Annotated in this window: 21 protein-coding genes; 10 read left to right on the top strand and 11 right to left on the bottom strand. The window is 30.6% G+C overall.

What is annotated here, in order from left to right; genetic code table 11:
• Window positions 1-20 precede the first annotated feature (20 nt).
• Together PTSHG_RS06900 and PTSHG_RS06895 are read right to left on the bottom strand one after the other, a co-directional pair.
• Window positions 21-566: a nitroreductase family protein gene (locus PTSHG_RS06900; RefSeq protein ID WP_019108161.1), complete on the bottom strand. Its 546-nt coding sequence runs from the start codon at window positions 564-566 to the stop codon at window positions 21-23.
• Between the two features lies 1 nt (window position 567).
• Window positions 568-1,257, bottom strand: a complete 690-nt coding sequence (locus PTSHG_RS06895; protein ID WP_019108160.1) for a DUF188 domain-containing protein — start codon at window positions 1,255-1,257, stop codon at window positions 568-570.
• A 97-nt stretch (window positions 1,258-1,354) separates the two neighbouring features.
• On the opposite strand from PTSHG_RS06895, the gene PTSHG_RS06890 reads away from it, so the two are divergent.
• Window positions 1,355-2,506: an LCP family protein gene (locus PTSHG_RS06890; protein ID WP_019108159.1), complete on the top strand. Its 1,152-nt coding sequence runs from the start codon at window positions 1,355-1,357 to the stop codon at window positions 2,504-2,506.
• Between the two features lie 52 nt (window positions 2,507-2,558).
• Here PTSHG_RS06890 and pepT read toward each other — a convergent pair whose 3' ends face one another.
• The 3 genes from pepT to PTSHG_RS06875 form a co-directional block, all read right to left on the bottom strand.
• Window positions 2,559-3,767, bottom strand: coding sequence for a peptidase T (pepT, locus tag PTSHG_RS06885; RefSeq protein ID WP_019108158.1), 1,209 nt, complete (start codon window positions 3,765-3,767; stop codon window positions 2,559-2,561).
• Between the two features lie 77 nt (window positions 3,768-3,844).
• Window positions 3,845-4,267, bottom strand: a complete 423-nt coding sequence (locus PTSHG_RS06880) for a PPC domain-containing DNA-binding protein (RefSeq protein WP_019108157.1) — start codon at window positions 4,265-4,267, stop codon at window positions 3,845-3,847.
• Window positions 4,268-4,337: 70 nt separating this feature from the next.
• On the bottom strand, window positions 4,338-4,811 hold the full coding sequence (locus PTSHG_RS06875; RefSeq protein ID WP_019108156.1) for a methylglyoxal synthase: 474 nt from the start codon (window positions 4,809-4,811) through the stop codon (window positions 4,338-4,340).
• A 118-nt stretch (window positions 4,812-4,929) separates the two neighbouring features.
• On the opposite strand from PTSHG_RS06875, the gene rpsF reads away from it, so the two are divergent.
• The 7 genes from rpsF to PTSHG_RS10320 all read left to right on the top strand — a co-directional run bounded on the left by rpsF (window position 4,930) and on the right by PTSHG_RS10320 (window position 9,349).
• Window positions 4,930-5,214, top strand: coding sequence for a 30S ribosomal protein S6 (gene rpsF, locus PTSHG_RS06870; protein WP_019108155.1), 285 nt, complete (start codon window positions 4,930-4,932; stop codon window positions 5,212-5,214).
• A gap of 9 nt (window positions 5,215-5,223) precedes the next feature.
• Window positions 5,224-5,763, top strand: a complete 540-nt coding sequence (locus PTSHG_RS06865; RefSeq protein ID WP_019108154.1) for a single-stranded DNA-binding protein — start codon at window positions 5,224-5,226, stop codon at window positions 5,761-5,763.
• 11 nt (window positions 5,764-5,774) lie between these two features.
• On the top strand, window positions 5,775-5,999 hold the full coding sequence (gene rpsR, locus PTSHG_RS06860; protein ID WP_019108153.1) for a 30S ribosomal protein S18: 225 nt from the start codon (window positions 5,775-5,777) through the stop codon (window positions 5,997-5,999).
• Window positions 6,000-6,276: 277 nt separating this feature from the next.
• Window positions 6,277-6,474: a hypothetical protein gene (locus tag PTSHG_RS06855; RefSeq protein WP_019108152.1), complete on the top strand. Its 198-nt coding sequence runs from the start codon at window positions 6,277-6,279 to the stop codon at window positions 6,472-6,474.
• Between the two features lie 105 nt (window positions 6,475-6,579).
• Window positions 6,580-7,512: a CPBP family intramembrane glutamic endopeptidase gene (locus PTSHG_RS06850; RefSeq protein WP_019108151.1), complete on the top strand. Its 933-nt coding sequence runs from the start codon at window positions 6,580-6,582 to the stop codon at window positions 7,510-7,512.
• A gap of 703 nt (window positions 7,513-8,215) precedes the next feature.
• On the top strand, window positions 8,216-9,043 hold the full coding sequence (locus tag PTSHG_RS09520) for an ATP-binding cassette domain-containing protein (protein ID WP_026088862.1): 828 nt from the start codon (window positions 8,216-8,218) through the stop codon (window positions 9,041-9,043).
• Between the two features lie 201 nt (window positions 9,044-9,244).
• Entirely contained in the window at window positions 9,245-9,349 is a 105-nt protein-coding gene (locus PTSHG_RS10320) for a transposase family protein (RefSeq protein WP_162137627.1), read from the top strand.
• A gap of 292 nt (window positions 9,350-9,641) precedes the next feature.
• Here the strand turns inward: PTSHG_RS10320 and PTSHG_RS06835 are convergent, their stop codons facing one another.
• Together PTSHG_RS06835 and PTSHG_RS09830 are read right to left on the bottom strand one after the other, a co-directional pair.
• Window positions 9,642-10,037, bottom strand: a complete 396-nt coding sequence (locus PTSHG_RS06835) for a YjdF family protein (RefSeq protein ID WP_026088861.1) — start codon at window positions 10,035-10,037, stop codon at window positions 9,642-9,644.
• Between the two features lie 332 nt (window positions 10,038-10,369).
• Window positions 10,370-10,711: a hypothetical protein gene (locus PTSHG_RS09830; protein WP_019108149.1), complete on the bottom strand. Its 342-nt coding sequence runs from the start codon at window positions 10,709-10,711 to the stop codon at window positions 10,370-10,372.
• 75 nt (window positions 10,712-10,786) lie between these two features.
• On the opposite strand from PTSHG_RS09830, the gene PTSHG_RS10315 reads away from it, so the two are divergent.
• Window positions 10,787-11,005 (top strand): transposase family protein, encoded by a 219-nt coding sequence (locus PTSHG_RS10315; RefSeq protein WP_082210740.1) that lies wholly within the window; start codon window positions 10,787-10,789, stop codon window positions 11,003-11,005.
• Between the two features lie 238 nt (window positions 11,006-11,243).
• Here the strand turns inward: PTSHG_RS10315 and PTSHG_RS06825 are convergent, their stop codons facing one another.
• The 3 genes from PTSHG_RS06825 to PTSHG_RS06815 form a co-directional block, all read right to left on the bottom strand.
• A complete protein-coding gene (locus tag PTSHG_RS06825; RefSeq protein WP_019108148.1) occupies window positions 11,244-12,551 on the bottom strand; it encodes a YjiH family protein in 1,308 nt (435 codons plus the stop codon).
• A 166-nt stretch (window positions 12,552-12,717) separates the two neighbouring features.
• Window positions 12,718-14,466: a hypothetical protein gene (locus tag PTSHG_RS06820; protein WP_019108147.1), complete on the bottom strand. Its 1,749-nt coding sequence runs from the start codon at window positions 14,464-14,466 to the stop codon at window positions 12,718-12,720.
• Between the two features lie 8 nt (window positions 14,467-14,474).
• Complete coding sequence (locus tag PTSHG_RS06815) at window positions 14,475-15,368, bottom strand: FUSC family protein (protein WP_019108146.1); 894 nt, start codon at window positions 15,366-15,368, stop codon at window positions 14,475-14,477.
• Window positions 15,369-15,514: 146 nt separating this feature from the next.
• Here PTSHG_RS06815 and hpf point away from each other — a divergent pair, with 146 nt between their 5' ends.
• The gene (gene hpf, locus PTSHG_RS06810; protein WP_019108145.1) at window positions 15,515-16,036 is read left to right on the top strand and encodes a ribosome hibernation-promoting factor, HPF/YfiA family; all 522 of its coding nucleotides are present in this window, start codon (window positions 15,515-15,517) and stop codon (window positions 16,034-16,036) included.
• Window positions 16,037-16,070: 34 nt separating this feature from the next.
• Here hpf and PTSHG_RS06805 read toward each other — a convergent pair whose 3' ends face one another.
• On the bottom strand, window positions 16,071-17,762 hold the full coding sequence (locus tag PTSHG_RS06805) for a vWA domain-containing protein (protein WP_019108144.1): 1,692 nt from the start codon (window positions 17,760-17,762) through the stop codon (window positions 16,071-16,073).

The following is a 17,762-nucleotide window of genomic DNA, read 5'->3' as shown; positions in this document are numbered from 1 at the left end:
CATGAACCTAGTTTTCTTTTTTAGAGTTCTTCTGAAATTATTTTATATAAGGCGTCAGAGGTCTTTCTTTTTTTCTCGCGAAGGTCATCATTTTTTGCGTAGCCTATTGCTATGACAAGTCTAATTCTACTTTTTGTCTTTAAAAATTTTTGTAATTTTTCCTCATCAAACCAACCCATTATACAAGTTGATAGACCAAGGCTTGTGGCTTCTGCTGTGAAGTAGGCAGCAGATATGCCTATGTCAATGGACTTGTAATCTTGATTTTTTACACTTGAGCCAATCTTTGCAGATAGGTTGTAATTTTCTTCTGTGACAATTGCAAAGGCAGATATATCTTTAGCAAAGGAGTTCATCTTGCCAAGTTGAAAGTATTTTGAAATATTTTTTGCATCGTCGCCATGGACAATGTAGTAGTAATAGGGTTGTGCATTGCAGGCTGATGGCGCAAGTTTCATCGTTTCAAGGCAAGCCTCAATTTTTTCTATTTCAACTTCTCTATCGGCATCATAATCTCTACATGATTCTCTTACTTTTGCTAATTCTTTAAAATCTTTAAATTCCATATTATCCCTCTAAAAATTCATCTAAGTTTCCGTCGAAAAAGTAAAACTCATCACCACGCATAAGTGCAGGCACTCCAACGTGATTTTTTTCTACAATTTCGTCAAAGCTTTCGGAGAAGTCTCTCTCCTTTAAAAATCTCTTCAAGTTTGCCATTGATTCTGTTATGTCAACAATTTCGCAGTCCAAGTTTTTCTCTTTTACTTCTGCAATTGCTGGTGGACAGTCGGGGCAAAGGCTTGAAACAAATAGTGTTAGCATTTTATTTTCCTCCAAAAATTTCTCCAGTGCCTTATAAAAGTTTTCATCGGCAACATTATCTCTCTTCGCAATATTAAAATAAATTTGTCTATCACGCATTTTTCTTTTAAAGTGACGGCTCTCTAGCATTTCCATTATATTGTCATCATCTATGAAGTTACCCTGAAAATCCATGACCCTCGCCTTTTTTGAAAGACCAAGGGAAGATAGACCCTTGTCATTTGTAATGATGAGGTCATCCTTTTTTGCACAATTGGCTATATAAAGATCAGCAGACTCCTTTGATATATCTACATTAATAATTTCTCCATAAATAGATGTGAACTCTTGTGTGTAATTTTTTACTATAATAAGTTTTGTACTATATTTTTGACAGAGCCTTTCTGTTATCTCACGGACTGGTGCACCGTCTGCGTCTAATAATATTTTCATATTTATATTTTACCCAAAGCAAATTAACAATATCATATAAGTAAAAAGTATTGAAAATTTAGTTTTTTTATATATAGACTTAGTTTAGGAGGTTAATATGAAATATATTTACAGAATATTTGTATTCCTTACAGTTGTATTTCTTCTTGGTGCACTAGGGCTTACATTTATGTTTATGCCAAGGGGAAAAAAATTAGATGATAATAAAAAAATTATAAATAAAGCAGAAGTCAGAGAGCCAGAAAAAATTACTGTCTTTAATGATGACGAAGATATTGTAAATATTTTATTGATTGGAATTGATTCAAGTGAAGTAACTTATGAAAAGGATGCTGATTCAAAAAGAGCAGACACAATTATGCTCCTATCTATTGATCCAAAGTACGATAGAGTGAGACTTTTATCTGTTCCAAGAGATACATACTACAAGTTAAAGGGCTATGACAATTATAGAATGAATGCAGCTTATTCTCGTGGTGGCATTGATCTTCAAGTTTCAAGTGTGGAAGACTTTATGGGAGTAAAAATTGACCATTACGTTACAGTTAATTATGAAGCAGTAAAGGAGCTTGTAGATGCAATTGGCGGAGTGGAAGTTTACACTCCAGCCTACAAGTACACAGATCCATCAACTATACCGCCTCTTGAAATTAATTTTGAAGAGGGACTTCACCTATTAGATGGAGAAGATGCAGTTAAATATCTTAGAATTAGAAAAATTTACAAGGACCAAGACCTTGATAGGATTAAAGCTCAACAAGATTTTATCATGAAGATTTTTGACAAGATGAAGTCTCCTAAGATGCTTTTAAAACTTCCAAAACTTGTTTCTATTGCCAATAAACATGTTGAGACAGACATGAATTACGGTCAGCTTTCTTATCTAGCCTATTATGGAGTAACTCTTGACAAGGAAAATATTGGCATGAAAACTGTGGCTGGGACAACTAAAAAGGGTTCGCCCCTATATTTTGTCAAGAAAGAAGATGCAAGATACGAGGCACATGAACTCCTAAGACTCAGAGAAAATGAGTCTGAAGCAAGTGAGGAAGAATTAAATTATACTGAAGAAGAGTTGCAAAATATGACAGAAGAAGAAAGAGCAGCTATTGAGCAAAAAATTAGAGATAAAAAACTTAGAGAAAAGTTAAAAGAAGAAGCTGTTAAAGAAGAAAATTCTACTTCTGTTTCTAATTCTAATTCTAATGAAAATGAAGTTAAAAATGGAAAAGTAAATAGTGAAGATTAAGTTTATAAAGAAAGACCATCAAAGTGCATGATGGTCTTTTCTAATATCAATTTTATTCAGCCAACAGCTTTATAATATTTTTTACAACTTCCTTAGACTTTTGCATTTGGTCAAGGCTTACCAATTCATAGCGACCATGATAATTGTAGCCGCCTGTGAATATATTTGGAGTAGGAAGCCCCATAAAGGATAATTTTGAGCCGTCAGTTCCACCTCTTACTGGGCCAATTTTTGGAGTGACACTAGATTTTTCAAAAGCTTCTTTTGCAAGGTCAATTATTTCCATGCGATTCTCTAAGACTTCTCTCATGTTGTAATATTGGTCTTTGATTTCAAGTTTAACTCGGTTGTCGTATTTTTTATTCAAGAAATTTGCAACTTCTTCAAATAATTTTTTCATATCTTCAAACTTTTCTCGGCAGTGATTTCTTATGATGTAGGACATTTTCGTGAACTCAACGGATCCTTCCATGTTAAGAAGAAGTGAGAATCCCTCGTAACCTTCTGTATATTCAGGTCTTTCATTTACTGGCAGCATTGAATTAAATTCCATGGCAATTAGCTGTGAGTTTACCATTGTGTCCTTGGCAGAACCTGGGTGGACATTTTTGCCTTGAATTTTGATTTTAGCTGAAGCTGCGTTAAAGGTTTCATATTCAAGCTCGCCAAGAGGACCTCCATCAACTGTAAAAGCGAAGTCAGCACCAAATTTTTTCACATCAAACTTGTCTGCGCCCCTGCCGATTTCTTCGTCAGGTGTAAAGGCAATTTTTATGTCGCCATATTTTGCATCTTTATCTTTTAAAATTTCTTCTACAGCAGAAATAATTATAGCAATGCCTGCCTTATCATCTGCACCAAGAAGTGTAGTTCCGTCAGTAGTTATAATAGTCTCGCCCTTTAAATCTTTTAAAAAAGGAAAATCGGATACACTTGTAGTGAAGTCATCATTTAATTTTATGTCACAGCCATCATAATTTTCTATTATCTTTGCTTTTACATCCTTTCCACTCATGTCGGGAGCAGTGTCCATGTGAGCAATAAAACCAACAGTTTTTTCTGTTTTAGTGTTGCCCTTAATTTCTCCATAGACATAACCATTTGCATCAATTTCAGCATCAATACCAAGGGACTTTAACTCTTCCACTAAATAATTTCCAAGTTTTAATTGTCTTTTAGTTGAAGGACAAGTTTCTGAACTTTCGTCACTTGTTGTCTCAAAGGAAATATAATTTAAAAATCTATCTAAAATATTTGTCATAATAACCTCCAATGAATTTATTTTATCAAAAAAAGGCAAAAAAATAAAAGCGACCACAAAAGTCGCTTTAATTAAAATTAGTCAAACTTGTAAATATTTATGCCAGTGAAGTCATCTTTTTGTCTTTCAACAGTGCCCTCTATTACATTAATAGTTAGTTCGCAAGTTACACTTATCTTGGCAGACTTTAAATGGCCGCCATAAACTTTTCCTTCGCCGTCAGATGCAGAAATATGAAGGTGAGGATAATATTCTCCATTTAGTGTTGTTATGCTTCCAATTAGAGATAAAATTTCAAACTCACCCTTGAAGTTTTTTTCTTTATAATCTCTTTTTGCAAGACTAAAAAGTCCAATAGTGAAGTCATCTGTGGCACCAATTCCATAAACGGATGCAAGCTTAATGTTTTCTTTTAGAGCAATTTCTTTTAATTTTTCGTGAACTTCTTCAGTTCTATCAATTCTTGCGATGATTTTGTCATCAAATCTTTTGTAATCCATACTTCCTCCTTTTATAAGACAAATAAATATAAAAATATCTTTAAAATAATTTAAACAAACTATTTAACAATCAATCAAAATCATTTTTTGAAATTCTATCTTCCACAGAATATTCGTTATCCAAAATTTCCACGTCATACTTCTCATTAAACATTGGCGAAGACAAAATATAGTCAGCAGTAGTTGAAGATGTGGCAAGTGCAATATTATATAGGGTTGAAATTCTAAGCAGTGCCTTTACATCGGGGTCGTGAGGTTGTGCCTCAAGAGGGTCCCAAAAGAAAATTAAGATGTCAATTTGCGAATCAGAAATTTTCGCACCAAGTTGTTGATCTCCACCTAGAGGACCAGATACAAGGCGTTTGACATCAAGAGAAGTCTCACGAGAAATGAGAGCAGCAGTAGTGCCTGTGCCAATAAAATTATGACCGACTAACTCATCTTCGTGCCTTTTAACCCAATCCAAAAGCTCCTTTTTCTTGTGGTCATGGGCAACAAGGGCAATATTCTTTTTTTCTTTGACATTAATTTTTTTAACTTGCATAATTACCTCAAAATTTTAAAAAATCTTGACTAAGTTCTTTCTTTAATATATAATATCAAAGATTGCAATCCTTGCATAGTTTTTTTAGCTATGCCGAAGACCATGAGGAGGTGAAAGTATGAACAAATACGAAGCGGTGATTATGTTTTATCCTGAAGTGGAAGAAGAAAAGAGAAATGCTTCTTTCGACAGACTTAAAAAGGTAATCGAAAAAGACGGCAAAATTAATAACGTTGATGAATGGGGCATGAGAAAATTAGCTTACGAAATCGACTACAAAAAAGAAGCTTATTATATTTTCGTTGAATTCGAAACAAAACCAGAAGACATTGCTGAAATCAACAGAGTCGCAAAGATTATGGACCCAGTTATGAGACAAATGATTATAAAAGTTGAAGACTAAGGAGTTTTTATGAATTGTGTTAGTTTAATAGGAAGACTAGTAAGAGATCCAGAACTTCGTTATGCGCAAAATGGAACAGCTATTTGTCGTTTCACTCTTGCTGTTGACAGAAGAATGTCAAAGCAAAAAAGACAAGAAGCACAAGCTAATAATCAACAAACTGCTGATTTTATTGGCTGTACAGCTTTCGGTCAAACAGCTGAACTTATTGCAAATTACCATAGAAAAGGAAGTCAAATTGGAGTAGAAGGTAGAATCCAAACAGGAAGCTACGAAAAAGAAGGAAGAACAATTTATACAACTGATGTTGTTGTAAATGCTATTTCTTTCATAGGTTCAAGCCAAGGACAAAATCAAGGAGGCTTTAACCAAAACCAAGGCGGCTTTAATCAAAATAATTTCCAAAATCAAAACCAAGCAGGATTTAATCAAGGCGGCTTTAATAATGACCAACCAGTAAATTCAGCTTACGGAAATGATTTTTCAAATAAAAATAACGACGACGAAGATGGATTTTTCCCTGTTGATAATGACGATATTCCATTTTAAGGAGGGTAAAAATGCAAAGAAGATTTGGCAGAAGGAAAAAAGTAGATCCTTTTGAAAAAGATAAAACTAAAAAAATTGACTATAAAGATGTTGATATGCTAAGAAATTATATTTCTGACCGTGGAAAAATTCTTCCAAGAAGAATCACTGGTTTAACTGCAAAACATCAAAGAGAAATGACAGTTGCTATTAAAAGAGCAAGACAAATTGCACTTATTCCATATAGCGCTGACTAATTAGACTTAAACTGTTGGGTTATCCCAGCAGTTTTTTTGTTAGGAGAAAAAAGGCTCTATAATATCTGTTGGGGAGTAAACCTCTAACAGATATTTTTATGTGGCTAACCTTATTTTACAATCTTTCATATATAGTTTATATCTTATACGATGAAGTAAAAGAGTTATTGACAAATAAATAAAGCATTGATACCATAAGCTCAGAAAACGTTGTACAGTATAATATAAGATTGATGAGCTGAGGTAAAATAATGATTTATAATATTTGGGTTTTTTTATGATTAGAACGCCAGCTATTCCTTTTTGTTATTTAGAAGAATATAGAAATTCAAATAAAGATATTTATGAATTTATTTTAGACAATGAATCTTTAGATAATTTTTTTAAAAATGCTCTTTTAATATCTTCTAAATCACTTTATTACTCATATATGAATAATCCTGGAAAAGGGAAGAAATATAGAAATCTATTTTAAGACAATTTATATTCTTTAAAGTGGTAGTGATTTTGTTGATTATAAGATATTTCATGAGTATAAATAAATCAATGAGTTAAAAAATGGTAAAAGAGGGTGGGTAATATGAGTATAGAAAAAGAAATAAAATACTTCTTATTTATAGTTTTTTTTCTAGATTTTTTACTGGGAATTACATGTAAATATTTTTATAAAGTAGATAATACAGGGGTTATAACCCTTATTACGAGTTTGGTTCCTGCTTTTATTGCTATATTATTAGAAAAAGATTTTAAGTTAAAAGATTTATTTAAGGATAAATTCAACTTGATATACTCCTTATACTTTATATTATTTATATTTTCTTACATTTTGGCATTATTTTCCGAAAAAGTTTTAAATAATATGAATTATGCCGTATATTTAGGTTGGGCAATTAGTATTTATTTACTTACAATAGATGATAAAAGATTAAGAGGGAAAATTAATTTTGCTATATTGGCTAAATGGGCTTTTATTGTAATTTTAATAGATACATTTAGAATGGGAATATTAAATTTTTACTTTCAATCAGATGTAGATTTTACTGATCTTTTGACGAGAGTAATAGGTACATTTACCATAGGATTATTTAGCACAATCATTAATTTAATATTTACTATGGGTGAAGAATATGGTTGGAGATATTTTTTACAGACAAGATTTCAATCATTGTATGGTAATAGAATAGGAGTTTTATTAACTGGCTTTATGTGGGGCTTGTCTCATTTGCCCTTATATTTTTTTATATTTTATTCTGGAATAGAAGGTCTTTATGCAGGTATAGATATTACTGTATTTTGCATTACTTTTGGGATGGTGCTTGGACTCATCTATATGGAGAGTGGAAATGTTTTTACGGTAACTTTCATCCATCTTTTGCACAATATGTTTATGGCTAATGTTTCTGGTGCAGATTACAATCAAGATTTTATTTTTACAAAAGACTTTTTACTTGTATCTGTAATAACAGCTATACTTGTGTATACTCCATTTTTATTAAATAAAAAGTATAATTGAATTTTAACTTGAATTAAAATAAGGGTGCCTATTATAATTAAGAATTATGAGCAAAAGATTATTAATATTAATGATAGAATGTCAAATTATTTTATAAATAGAGATAAAATAATATATTCAAATGATATTATGATAATAAATCAATTATTATTGAATAATTATAATGATATTTATATAAGGAAAGTTTATGATTATTATAAGGCTATAAGAGATAAATTCAATAGATGATTACTCTATCTTCTTATATTTTTATTTTAATAAATTTTAGGGTTTGGCTTGTAATAGTTATTATGATTATTCCAATATTTAAGTATCTTATAAACAATAAATTTAATTTAAAAAGATTTGAGATAATAAAAAAGAGAACAAAAGATAGCAGAAAAAGCTGGTATTTAACATATTTATTGTCTTATGGAAATTTTTATAAAGAACTCAAAACTTACAATCTTTTTTCTTATTTTATAAATAAATATAAAGAACTTAATGAAAGATTTAACAAGGAAGACTTAAAATAAATAAGTCACAAGTAAAATGGTCAAGCTTAATTAGTATAATAGAAACATTAATAGATGGATTTATTTTTTATTTCACAATTTCATTAGGATTTCTTGATCAAATTCTAATTGGAGATGTTATAACTTATATTAGAGCAATTTCAAATTCTAAGTCTAATATCACTTCAATTCTTTTAGGACTATCAAATATGGTCAATCAAAGTTTATTTATAGGACAGTTATTTGAGTTTTTTGATTTGAAAGAAGAGGAAGTTTCTAACAAGATAAAAATATATAAAATAAAGGAAATAGAAGTAAAAAATTTATATTACAAATATACTTCTTCAAGAGAATATGTACTTAAAAATATTAACTTACATATAAATAAGAATGAAAAAATTGCCATTTTAGGAATGAATGGAAGTGGAAAGACAACTTTAATAAAATTAATTATGGGATTTTATAAAAACTATGAAGGAAATATATTAATTAATGGCATTGAAGTTAGGGATATTGATAAAGAATCTCTGCTAAAAGAAATTTCCACCTTATTTCAGGATTTTGTTAAATATGAAGCAAGCTTTAGAGAAAATATATCTTATAGTAATTTAGATATTATGAGTGAAGATGAGAAAATAAAAAATATAGCAAGTAAATTTAATTTTTTAGATTTGATTAATTCCTATGACAAGAAACTAGATACTCAATTAGGTATGTGGTTTGATGATGGAGTTAATTTATCTATGGGTCAGTGGCAAAAGATTGCTCTTGCTAGGGCTTTCGCTAAAAATAGTAGTATGTACATTTTAGATGAGCCAAATGCTTCAATGGATGCTATTACAGAAAAAGAAATTTCTGATTTATACGAAAATATTTTAGAAAATAAAATTGGTATAATTATTGCTCATAGATTTGTAAATATTGTAAATATTGTAGATAAAATTATAGTATTACAAAATGGAGAAATAATTGAATCTGGAAATCATGAAGATCTAATTAAAAGTGGAAATATTTATAAAAAATTAGCTAAATTATAAATATAAAATAATTCGTTAAAAATTAGGCTCTATAATATCTGTTGGGGTAGTAAACCTCTAACAGATATTTTTATGTAAAAAAATTGCACTTATACGCATTTAGTCCTAAACTTGAAATACCAACAATAAAGCAAGGAGGTGCATATAAGTGCAAGATAATAATAACATGAATTTGTTGATATTCATGCTTCTGTCAAAAATATGAATACTTGTCCCCACTGTGGTTCTAAAAAGATTTGGGTTCACGATCATAGAATTCAAAAGATTAAGGATACTCATATTCAAAGAGGAATTGTGTTGGTATGAAAAATTTTAATTTGTCTAGAAAAAGAATTATGTTTGCATGGAAGTAGTGATAGGAAAATGGGAAAATTTCACAAAACTCTTAGGGGTTTTGTTTTCTATGTTCATTTTTGGTTGTTTTTTGTTATTTTAGATTTGATATTCTATAGCGCATAAGTATTGATTTTTAAATGAAAAGAGAGACTCGAGTTAACGAGTCTCCCCAATATTTGACATAGAGCCAAAAAACAGTAAAATTTTTTTGATTTACTGTTTTGGCGATTAGCGGTAATCCTCTGGTACAAATAGCTCATTACTATTTGCCCCTGTGTTTTTGTTTGCGTTTTTCTTGTTTTAATTCAAATTTTCTTTGTTTATCCAACTCTCTTCTTTGCCTACTTTGGGTTTTTCTTTCCAATTTCATTTCTTCTCTTTGTCGTTGCAATGCCAATTGAGATTTTGTACCTATCCCTACTTGTTTGCTTTGTTTTCTTGCCTCTCTTTGCAATCTTTTAGGATTAGCATTTTCTTTTTTAACCTCAACTTCTATGCTTGAACTAAATTTTAAATTACTATAATTTTTTAAAATAAAATCGTATACTTCATAATCTTTAGGTTCTGCTCCAAACACCACTCTGCATACCGATAATTTATTTCCTTCTATACGCTCAAAAACACCTACCCAAAAAGGATCATCAAAAAAACCGTTAATTGCCCTGTTATTTTTTCCATAACAGACCCTCCTTAATGCTTTATCAAAGAATGGACAACCCGGAGGGGAAGGTTACTTACCTAAGGGAATAATTACTTAGACGACTGGGCTACCTACCAGTTCTAATACATTTTACATGAATGTATATTGCGTTTTTATCTTTGAACTAAATTTTTATTTATTATACCACTTTTCAACTTGATTTTATAGTTCTAATTCATTCCTCTTTACCTGTGTTAGTTCTCTGTTTTTGTTGCAATTTCTCTATACAGTTCCTGACACTTTTAGCTTGTTCAACTTCTTTTTGTAGCTCTATGATTTGAGAATATAGGTCATCTGGATGCTAATTCTGATTTCCATTTACTGATAGATAAGATCTTACTTTCTCCTAAATGCCCTTTCAAATATTTCTTGGTACTTTCAAATAATATAAACTCTGCGGTACGTTCATTGTAGAAAGTATCTTGTTTGTTTTTCTTTAGCTTAGTATAGGTTTTGTAATTAACCTTATACCTCAAGTATTTTTCTGCAAGGTCGATAGGCTGTACTCTATCATCTATTTTCTTTTCGGCATCTTTAATAGGTCTTGTGTTCTTGTAATTTTTATCTCTTAAAGCAACTATACTTTCTTTTAGTTCAGATAAGGAAACAAAGTAGTTCAGATAAGGAAACAAAGTTTTTCTCTTTTAAAAATTGATAGCTATGATTAGGATAATGACTTTGTTTATGTTCATGCTTCTGTTAAAAAGATGGATACTTGTCCTCATTGTGCTTCTAAAAGAATTTGGGTTCATGATCATAGAATTCAAAAGATTAAGGATACTTATATTCATGGTAAGAAATGCCTTATTCACTTAAAGAAGACTAGGTATGATTGTAAATCTTGTGGTTGTCGTTTTGAAAGAGAACTTAATTTTATTGCTAAGGGTCATACTATGACTAATAGGCTTGTTTTGCTATTGTACTGAATTTAATGAACTTCATTCTAGCTCTTCTATTGCTAATAGGTATAATGTTTCTCCTAACACTATCTTTAGTGTTTTTTTAGTTATTTTAGTTTTGATATTCTAATAGTACATAAGTATTGATTTTTAAATGAAAAGAGAGACTCGAGTTAACGAGTCTCCCCAATATTTGACATAGAGCCGTAAAAAACCAGGCAAATTAAGAGAGCCTGGTTTTTAAAAATTATTAAATTATTTTAACTTATCTAAAGAATATATAAAGTATTGGCATAGTGATTACTATACTTAATATAACTCTTTCAATCCAAATTATAATATAATCTGAGAATTTTAGAGGTATTTCTGTTCCCATCATTACTGGGATTGATGCTGAGAAGAATAGTATTTCTGATACAGATACTACAGCTACTAGCATTTTAGCTATTAGTCCAAGACCTGCACCTGCTACAACTGGAGCTGGTAAAAGCATTTCTGCTATACTCATGCCAAGTGCTTGAGCAACCATAAGTGGCTCTTCTACTCTAGTTAAAAGTGTGAATGGATAGAAAATATATCCAATGATGTCGAAGATTGGAGTGTATTCTGCAAGTAAAAGTCCTATCATACCTACGCCAAGAAGTGATGGGGCAATGTTAAGTGCCATTTTAAATCCGTCTATAAAGTTATCTTTTATAACAAGCGCTAAGGAGCCAGAATTTTTGTAAGCTTCCATTCCTGCATCTAGGGCTTCGCCAAAAGTAACTTTTTTCTTTTCTTCAGGTATATATTCTTTTCCAGAATAATATTCTTGTGGTTTTTTATTTAGTGGGAAAATTCTTGCTGTAATTGCTGTTACTATAAATGTTACAAAAAGTGTAATCCAGAAGTATGCTAGCCAGTAGTCTAACAAGCCCAAAGTTTTTGCAACTATAATCATAAATGTTGCAGATACTGTTGAGAAACCTGTTGCTATAATTGCTGCTTCCTTCTTTGTGTAAGTGTCTTCCAAGTAAACTCTATTTGTAATTAAAAGTGCAAGGGAATATGAACCTACGAATGATGCAACGGCATCTACTGCTGACCTACCTGGAGTTTTAAATACTGGTCTCATTACTGGTTCCATAAATACACCAATAAATTCCATTAGTCCAAAGCCAGTTAAGAATGCTAAGAAAACTGAACCAATAGGTACGATTGTAGCTACAGATACCATGATTCCATTCCAAATAAGTGGAAGCATATCACCATCAAATATTCTTGCAGGGCCTTTATTAGTTACAAACATAAAAACAAATACTAAAGCTACAAGTTTAATTGCAAAGAATACTGAGTGTAGTTTACTTTTTTGCCAAGATTTAGTTTTTATTGCATAGGCTATACCAGCAAGTACCATAAAAACGCCAAAAATCAGGTTATAATTTGGAAGTTTTTTCACAAGTGTTGTTATGTGGTCAATTGGTATACTCTTTGCTCCGCCAATTGTAACAGGCACAAAGAACATAAAAATACCAAAAAGTGCATAAAAAATAAAAATTGCAACATCCTTTGAGTTATATTTTTTCTTTTCCATAGTATCCTCCTTTTAAATTATATAATAATACTATTATTTGTCTTTATTATACCACAGCAATAGCAGATAAAATGAAAGTTGACTAAGTTTCAATTTATTTTTTAAAAAATTTTACAAAAAAAGAGCTTGCCATATTATAGAGGACAAGCTCAGGATTTGTTTATATTTATTTTTCATCCTTAAAGTTAACTTTTATAATGTTGTTGGAACTTATTTCTTCTGTGGTAAAGTAATTGTAGATGTCTTTGCCAAATTTTGTAAGTTTTATTGTTTTATCTATTTCCTTTATTTTTATTACTTCCAAATCTTTTAAGATATTTAATAGGGCCATTTCATCTTCTGCAAAGTCTATATTTTTTATTTCCTTTTTCTCTTTTAAATTTTGCAAAAGCTCTCTTACAAAGCCACTATATTTTTCATAGTTTATGCCAAAGGATGCTTCTAGGAACTTTTTATTAGTCAAGGATTCAATCCAAATGGAGAGTTTTGTTGTGTCATCAAGAGCTTGATACTCATCGGCATAATCTGTTAGGTAGAGTTCTTGTGGGAAGTAATCTCCACTTATTAAAGTCAAATATTTTTTGAGCATAAAGTTTAGGTAAAGCTCAATCAATGGAAGGTGTTTATTTTTTAAGGTTTTTACATCTTTTATTGGTTTTAGATTTATGGTAGATGAAAATTCTTTTAGCATCGCTGGAGAAAGGTCGCCTGATTTTAACAAATTAACATAATTCATGTCTAGGAAAGTTATAAAGCTATCAAAATTTTCTATAAAGTTGTTGCCAAATACTGCTTTTTTGTTGTCATAAAGTATATCTAGAATGTTGTCGTCAGAGTAAAAGCCACTTTCACTGTTTTTCAAAAGCTCCATATAATAAAATATATTCTTCTTTATATCTCCCAGATCTTTTAAAATATTTTTTACGCCTCTGCCCATGATTTGAAGCTGGCCATAAAATACAAGCAAAAAGTCTATTGATTTTGTTAAATCTTCTCTTGACAAGAAGTCTCCAGATTCGCAAAGGTCTTTAATCATTTCCTTGTAGTTTAAATCATAATCTTTGAAAGTTTTTTCTTTTTCATCGTCACTAGAGCTTATACATTGATTTAACTTTGAGAATAAAGAGAAGAAAAATCCCATTATAAATTCTACATCTTCGCCAGGGAAAATTTTTTGAAATAACTTTGGATCTTGGGGTATTAGAAAGTCCTCTTCATAAAAGGAGCTTAGCAAGTAAGCAAAATCTTCTAGACCATCTAAATCTTCAAAGTCTTCATTGGGATGGAGAAAATCTTTATTTATAGATTCTAAAGTCACGCCAAATATGGCGATTATATTTAAAAATTCTCTTTTTAAAAATTCTTTATTTACCTTTACGGGGCCAAAATTTTCTTCTATGTGATAAATTAGATTAATAATATTTTCTGAAAAACTAAAAAAGACTTCCTCGTCCATAATTTGAATAACTTGAAGTATTGATTTTCTTTTTTCATCGCCAAAAATTCTGTAGAGACCAAATTCTGATTTGGAAGTCAGATTAATTGGTGTGTAATTTTCTACTTCTATATATTCATTTAAAAGTACATCGTAAAAGGAAAAATGGTCATCTTTTTCTTTTATTCTAAAAAGTGACACATAGGAGTCTCTAAAAACTTTTATAAGATAATTATGATTTTCTTCTGGAACTTCAATTTCATCTAACATTTTTTTTAGGATTCTCTTCGCACTAGCCTCATACTCCTTAAAGTCAAAGAGCATAAAGGCTGACAGTTCATCATTATCTCTTATCATTACATAAGGATTTTTTGTAATGGGAGCAAACTCAATTTCCTTTAAAAAGTTTTCAAAGCCAATAGTTGACTCTTTCAAGATTTTTTTTCCTATTTCATATATTTCTCTTTTATTTAATTTCATCTTTTCACCTACTCTTCAACTAATTCTTTTAGTTCGTCCATGTATCTCAGAATATATTCAATGTGATAATTGTAGACGCTGTCCACTTCAGTTAAATTGTGAGAAGTTGGTTCATCTAAATCATAGCGACTTTTCACTTCTGCTGAAACTTTGTCGCTTAAATAATTTGCATTCATGTTGTTTATAACTTCTAGCCTGACAGATATGCTTTCCAATAGAGATACAATTTTTGTCTCCCTCTCTATAGTATGGTCATGGTGAAAAGGAGTTTTAACTTCCTTTTCTAAAAGTTTGTAGAGGGTATTTGCACTAGATAAATTGGAATTAAAGTCAGATAAGTTTGCCCTCTTGTCATAAATTATTTCTCTTAAAACTCTATTTGCAGATTGGTAGCATTTTTTTGAAACTAAGATAAAATCCTCCCAGATATTTGGAGAAGATATGAAATAATTTACTAGGACGCCTACAACTACTCCTACGATTGTGCCGAGAATTCTATTTACAGCGTAAAAGGCTTTGTCTGAATTTGAGCAAAAACTTGCAACAAATACTATACATGAAAGTTGTGCCATATCACGCATTTTTACAACTGAAAGTATATAAATTGTTATTAAAATCCCCACGCCTGCGATTAATGGATCCACAAAATCGGGAACAGATATTATAGAGCTTAGATAACCAAGAATTACTCCAAAGATGCAAGTAAAGAGTCTCTTCTTCATGTCGCTTAAAGATTCAGACATTGATGGTTTCATTGAAGAGACGGCAGCGATGGAAACAAAAATTGGAGAGTTTAAATTGAAGAGGTAGGATATATAAAGCCCAATAACAACAGCCAGAGCCGTCTTAATAGCACGCATTCCTATTCTATATTTGTAATCAATTTTATTTTTTATTGCCATGTAATCATCCAATCTATTTTTATCTTAACATGTAAGACAATTATATCAATAATGAAGATAAAAGTACATTTTGATAATTTATGAAAGCGTTGATATAAATTTTAAAAATTGGGTAAATAATAAAAAAGAAAAGGAGAGTGACATTTATGTTATTGAACTTTGTTGGAAAAAACATTGAACTTACAGAATCTTTGAAGGACGTGGCAGAAAAGAAGTTCTCCAAATTGGATAAATACTTTTCTGAAGAAGCTGAAGCAAGGGTTGTATTCTCTACTGTAAGAGAAGAACAAACAGTGGAAGTTACAATATTTTTACCAAAGACAATTATTAGAGCAGAAGAAACTACAGACGATATGTACTCTTCAATGGACAACGCTGTGGATGCACTTGCTAGACAAATTAGAAAACACAAGACTAAATTAAAGAGAAGATACCAAAACAACGAAACTATTAGGTTCGATGAAATTGTTGAAAAAGAAAAGGAAGATTCGGAAAAGAAAATCGTTAAGAGAAAGTCTTTCGAACTTAATCCAATGAATGAAGAAGAAGCAATCCTTCAAATGGAACTTCTTAATCACAATTTCTTTGTATTCTTAGACGCAGATACAGAAGCTGTAGCTATTGTTTACAAGAGAAAAGATGGTAATTACGGAAAAATCGAAGTTTAAAATAAATTTTATGGGGACGCTTGGGCGTCCTTTTTTATTGTCTTTCAATATTTGCAATTTCTTTTTGGATAAAGCGACCAGCGACATTTGCAATTTCCTTTACACTTTCTATTTTTATGTAGTTTTTGCCAAATAAAAATTTTGCATTTTCGATTTTGTCACTATTTAAAATTGCTGATGTGTGAATTCCCAACTTTTTCAACTTGTCTAATTCTATTTTAGTATCCCTTAAAGATGTCTCTTCTGAATAATTTTTTACACTCCAAAATGTTTTTGCTTGAAGGGGTTTTATGTCGCGAGGAAAGGCATCTGTCAAGGTAATTAAAAGGTGGTTTTCATTTTCTTTTTCTATTAATTGTTGGTAGGCGCGATAAAAAAGTCCGTCACGGTTCCAACCAGTAGTCTTGTACCTAAAAATTTTCTCAAAGTCGCACTTTTCTTCGTAATCTTTTAATATTGTGATGACTGTGTAGTCGCCCACAGTCTCATAGGAAATCACACGATTTAATATTTCATTATTTTCAAGAGACTTGGAGACGATGTATGCTTCGATGGCAATGTCGCTTTCAAGCTCCAATAGTGAGGCAGAGGCATCGAGGACTAAATCCACCTTTAAGTATGAATGGAGATTTAAAATTTTCTTGGAAAAAATATTTACCTTGTCAGAAATCATTGACTTGTAGGAGAGACGTGAAATTAACTTGCCACTAGATGTTTTCACTTCTTCTATGCCAGAGTGAGATGAAAGTGCCAGCCTAATTTTTTTGGATAGACTTTTAATCTGTGCATTATAAAAATTTTTATTTTCCTTAAATTTTAAGAGCTTTCTATTTATGGATTCATCATCAAAATTTTCTTCATCAATATTTTTGTGAAGAAGTCCCCTTGTGTAATGAAGTTTTGATTTTTTGTGACCATCTTTTAAATATTTTTCGTCAATTATTTTCATTTCTGCATCTGAATAAATTGACTTGCCAAAGATGTCTTCAATGTATTTTTCTTTTTCTCTTCGCCTTTTTAGAGCAAGGGAATAGAAGAAACCTGTGATACCAGAAGTTTTTTTACTTTTGAAATCGCCGAAGATACTAGGACTATTAGATCTTTCAAGTTTTACAAAGCCAAGGCTATTAAGGAGAGTAAAATTTTTTAGGGGAGAAAATTTTAAAATTTCATTTTCTTTGTAATCTAAATTTTCACGAAAAATACTTAAAATTCTATCTTCTAAATTTTTTGCGTCAGTGTCTTTTTGAAGTTTTAAATTTTCAAAAATTTCTTCTCGCCTATCACTTAACTTGTAACTTCTTCCCAAAATATTATGAACTTTTTTAATTTGCATCTCAAAAAATAAATTTTCTTTTAAGGCCAAATTTTTCCTCTGCAAATCGTATTTATCTTCCAAAAATTTTTCTGCATAGGTTTTTCTTAGGGAACTTAAAACCTTTCTCGACTCCACTTCTTTTTTATAAGCAAAGTCCTCAAGGAGAAAAATTGTAAACAAATCAAATTTATCCCTGTGGAGATTGTACTGCCAATTTGAAAATAGTTTTTCCAAGTTGTCACTTCCAAAATATTTTTCTGAAAGGCCTATGATTAAGTTTATATAAAAGTCGGGATTGCCAGAGATGTCTTCGCCAGTGATAAAGGGTTCACTGTCATAGTTCATGGAGCCATCCCAAATTATATTTTTTATTCGATTTTCTTCTTTTCTTGAATTTTTATTTGTCAT

It is taken from the genome of Peptoniphilus senegalensis JC140, assembly GCF_000321025.1.
GTDB lineage: Bacteria > Bacillota > Clostridia > Tissierellales > Peptoniphilaceae > Peptoniphilus_A > Peptoniphilus_A senegalensis.
The sequence above is the reverse complement of the archived record's forward strand: the minus strand, read 5'-3'. Positions and strand labels throughout refer to the sequence as shown.

What these genes read in the sequence shown, in the direction of transcription:
- PTSHG_RS06900 (WP_019108161.1), bottom strand. Translation starts at nt 566, where the DNA reads ATGGAATTTAAAGATTTTAAAGAATTAGCAAAAGTAAGAGAATCATGT.
- PTSHG_RS06895 (WP_019108160.1), bottom strand. Translation starts at nt 1,257, where the DNA reads ATGAAAATATTATTAGACGCAGACGGTGCACCAGTCCGTGAGATAACA.
- PTSHG_RS06890 (WP_019108159.1), top strand. Translation starts at nt 1,355, where the DNA reads ATGAAATATATTTACAGAATATTTGTATTCCTTACAGTTGTATTTCTT.
- pepT (WP_019108158.1), bottom strand. Translation starts at nt 3,767, where the DNA reads ATGACAAATATTTTAGATAGATTTTTAAATTATATTTCCTTTGAGACA.
- PTSHG_RS06880 (WP_019108157.1), bottom strand. Translation starts at nt 4,267, where the DNA reads ATGGATTACAAAAGATTTGATGACAAAATCATCGCAAGAATTGATAGA.
- PTSHG_RS06875 (WP_019108156.1), bottom strand. Translation starts at nt 4,811, where the DNA reads ATGCAAGTTAAAAAAATTAATGTCAAAGAAAAAAAGAATATTGCCCTT.
- rpsF (WP_019108155.1), top strand. Translation starts at nt 4,930, where the DNA reads ATGAACAAATACGAAGCGGTGATTATGTTTTATCCTGAAGTGGAAGAA.
- PTSHG_RS06865 (WP_019108154.1), top strand. Translation starts at nt 5,224, where the DNA reads ATGAATTGTGTTAGTTTAATAGGAAGACTAGTAAGAGATCCAGAACTT.
- rpsR (WP_019108153.1), top strand. Translation starts at nt 5,775, where the DNA reads ATGCAAAGAAGATTTGGCAGAAGGAAAAAAGTAGATCCTTTTGAAAAA.
- PTSHG_RS06855 (WP_019108152.1), top strand. Translation starts at nt 6,277, where the DNA reads ATGATTAGAACGCCAGCTATTCCTTTTTGTTATTTAGAAGAATATAGA.
- PTSHG_RS06850 (WP_019108151.1), top strand. Translation starts at nt 6,580, where the DNA reads ATGAGTATAGAAAAAGAAATAAAATACTTCTTATTTATAGTTTTTTTT.
- PTSHG_RS09520 (WP_026088862.1), top strand. Translation starts at nt 8,216, where the DNA reads ATGGTCAATCAAAGTTTATTTATAGGACAGTTATTTGAGTTTTTTGAT.
- PTSHG_RS10320 (WP_162137627.1), top strand. Translation starts at nt 9,245, where the DNA reads ATGAATACTTGTCCCCACTGTGGTTCTAAAAAGATTTGGGTTCACGAT.
- PTSHG_RS10315 (WP_082210740.1), top strand. Translation starts at nt 10,787, where the DNA reads ATGGATACTTGTCCTCATTGTGCTTCTAAAAGAATTTGGGTTCATGAT.
- PTSHG_RS06825 (WP_019108148.1), bottom strand. Translation starts at nt 12,551, where the DNA reads ATGGAAAAGAAAAAATATAACTCAAAGGATGTTGCAATTTTTATTTTT.
- PTSHG_RS06820 (WP_019108147.1), bottom strand. Translation starts at nt 14,466, where the DNA reads ATGAAATTAAATAAAAGAGAAATATATGAAATAGGAAAAAAAATCTTG.
- PTSHG_RS06815 (WP_019108146.1), bottom strand. Translation starts at nt 15,368, where the DNA reads ATGGCAATAAAAAATAAAATTGATTACAAATATAGAATAGGAATGCGT.
- hpf (WP_019108145.1), top strand. Translation starts at nt 15,515, where the DNA reads ATGTTATTGAACTTTGTTGGAAAAAACATTGAACTTACAGAATCTTTG.
- PTSHG_RS06805 (WP_019108144.1), bottom strand. Translation starts at nt 17,762, where the DNA reads ATGACAAATAAAAATTCAAGAAAAGAAGAAAATCGAATAAAAAATATA.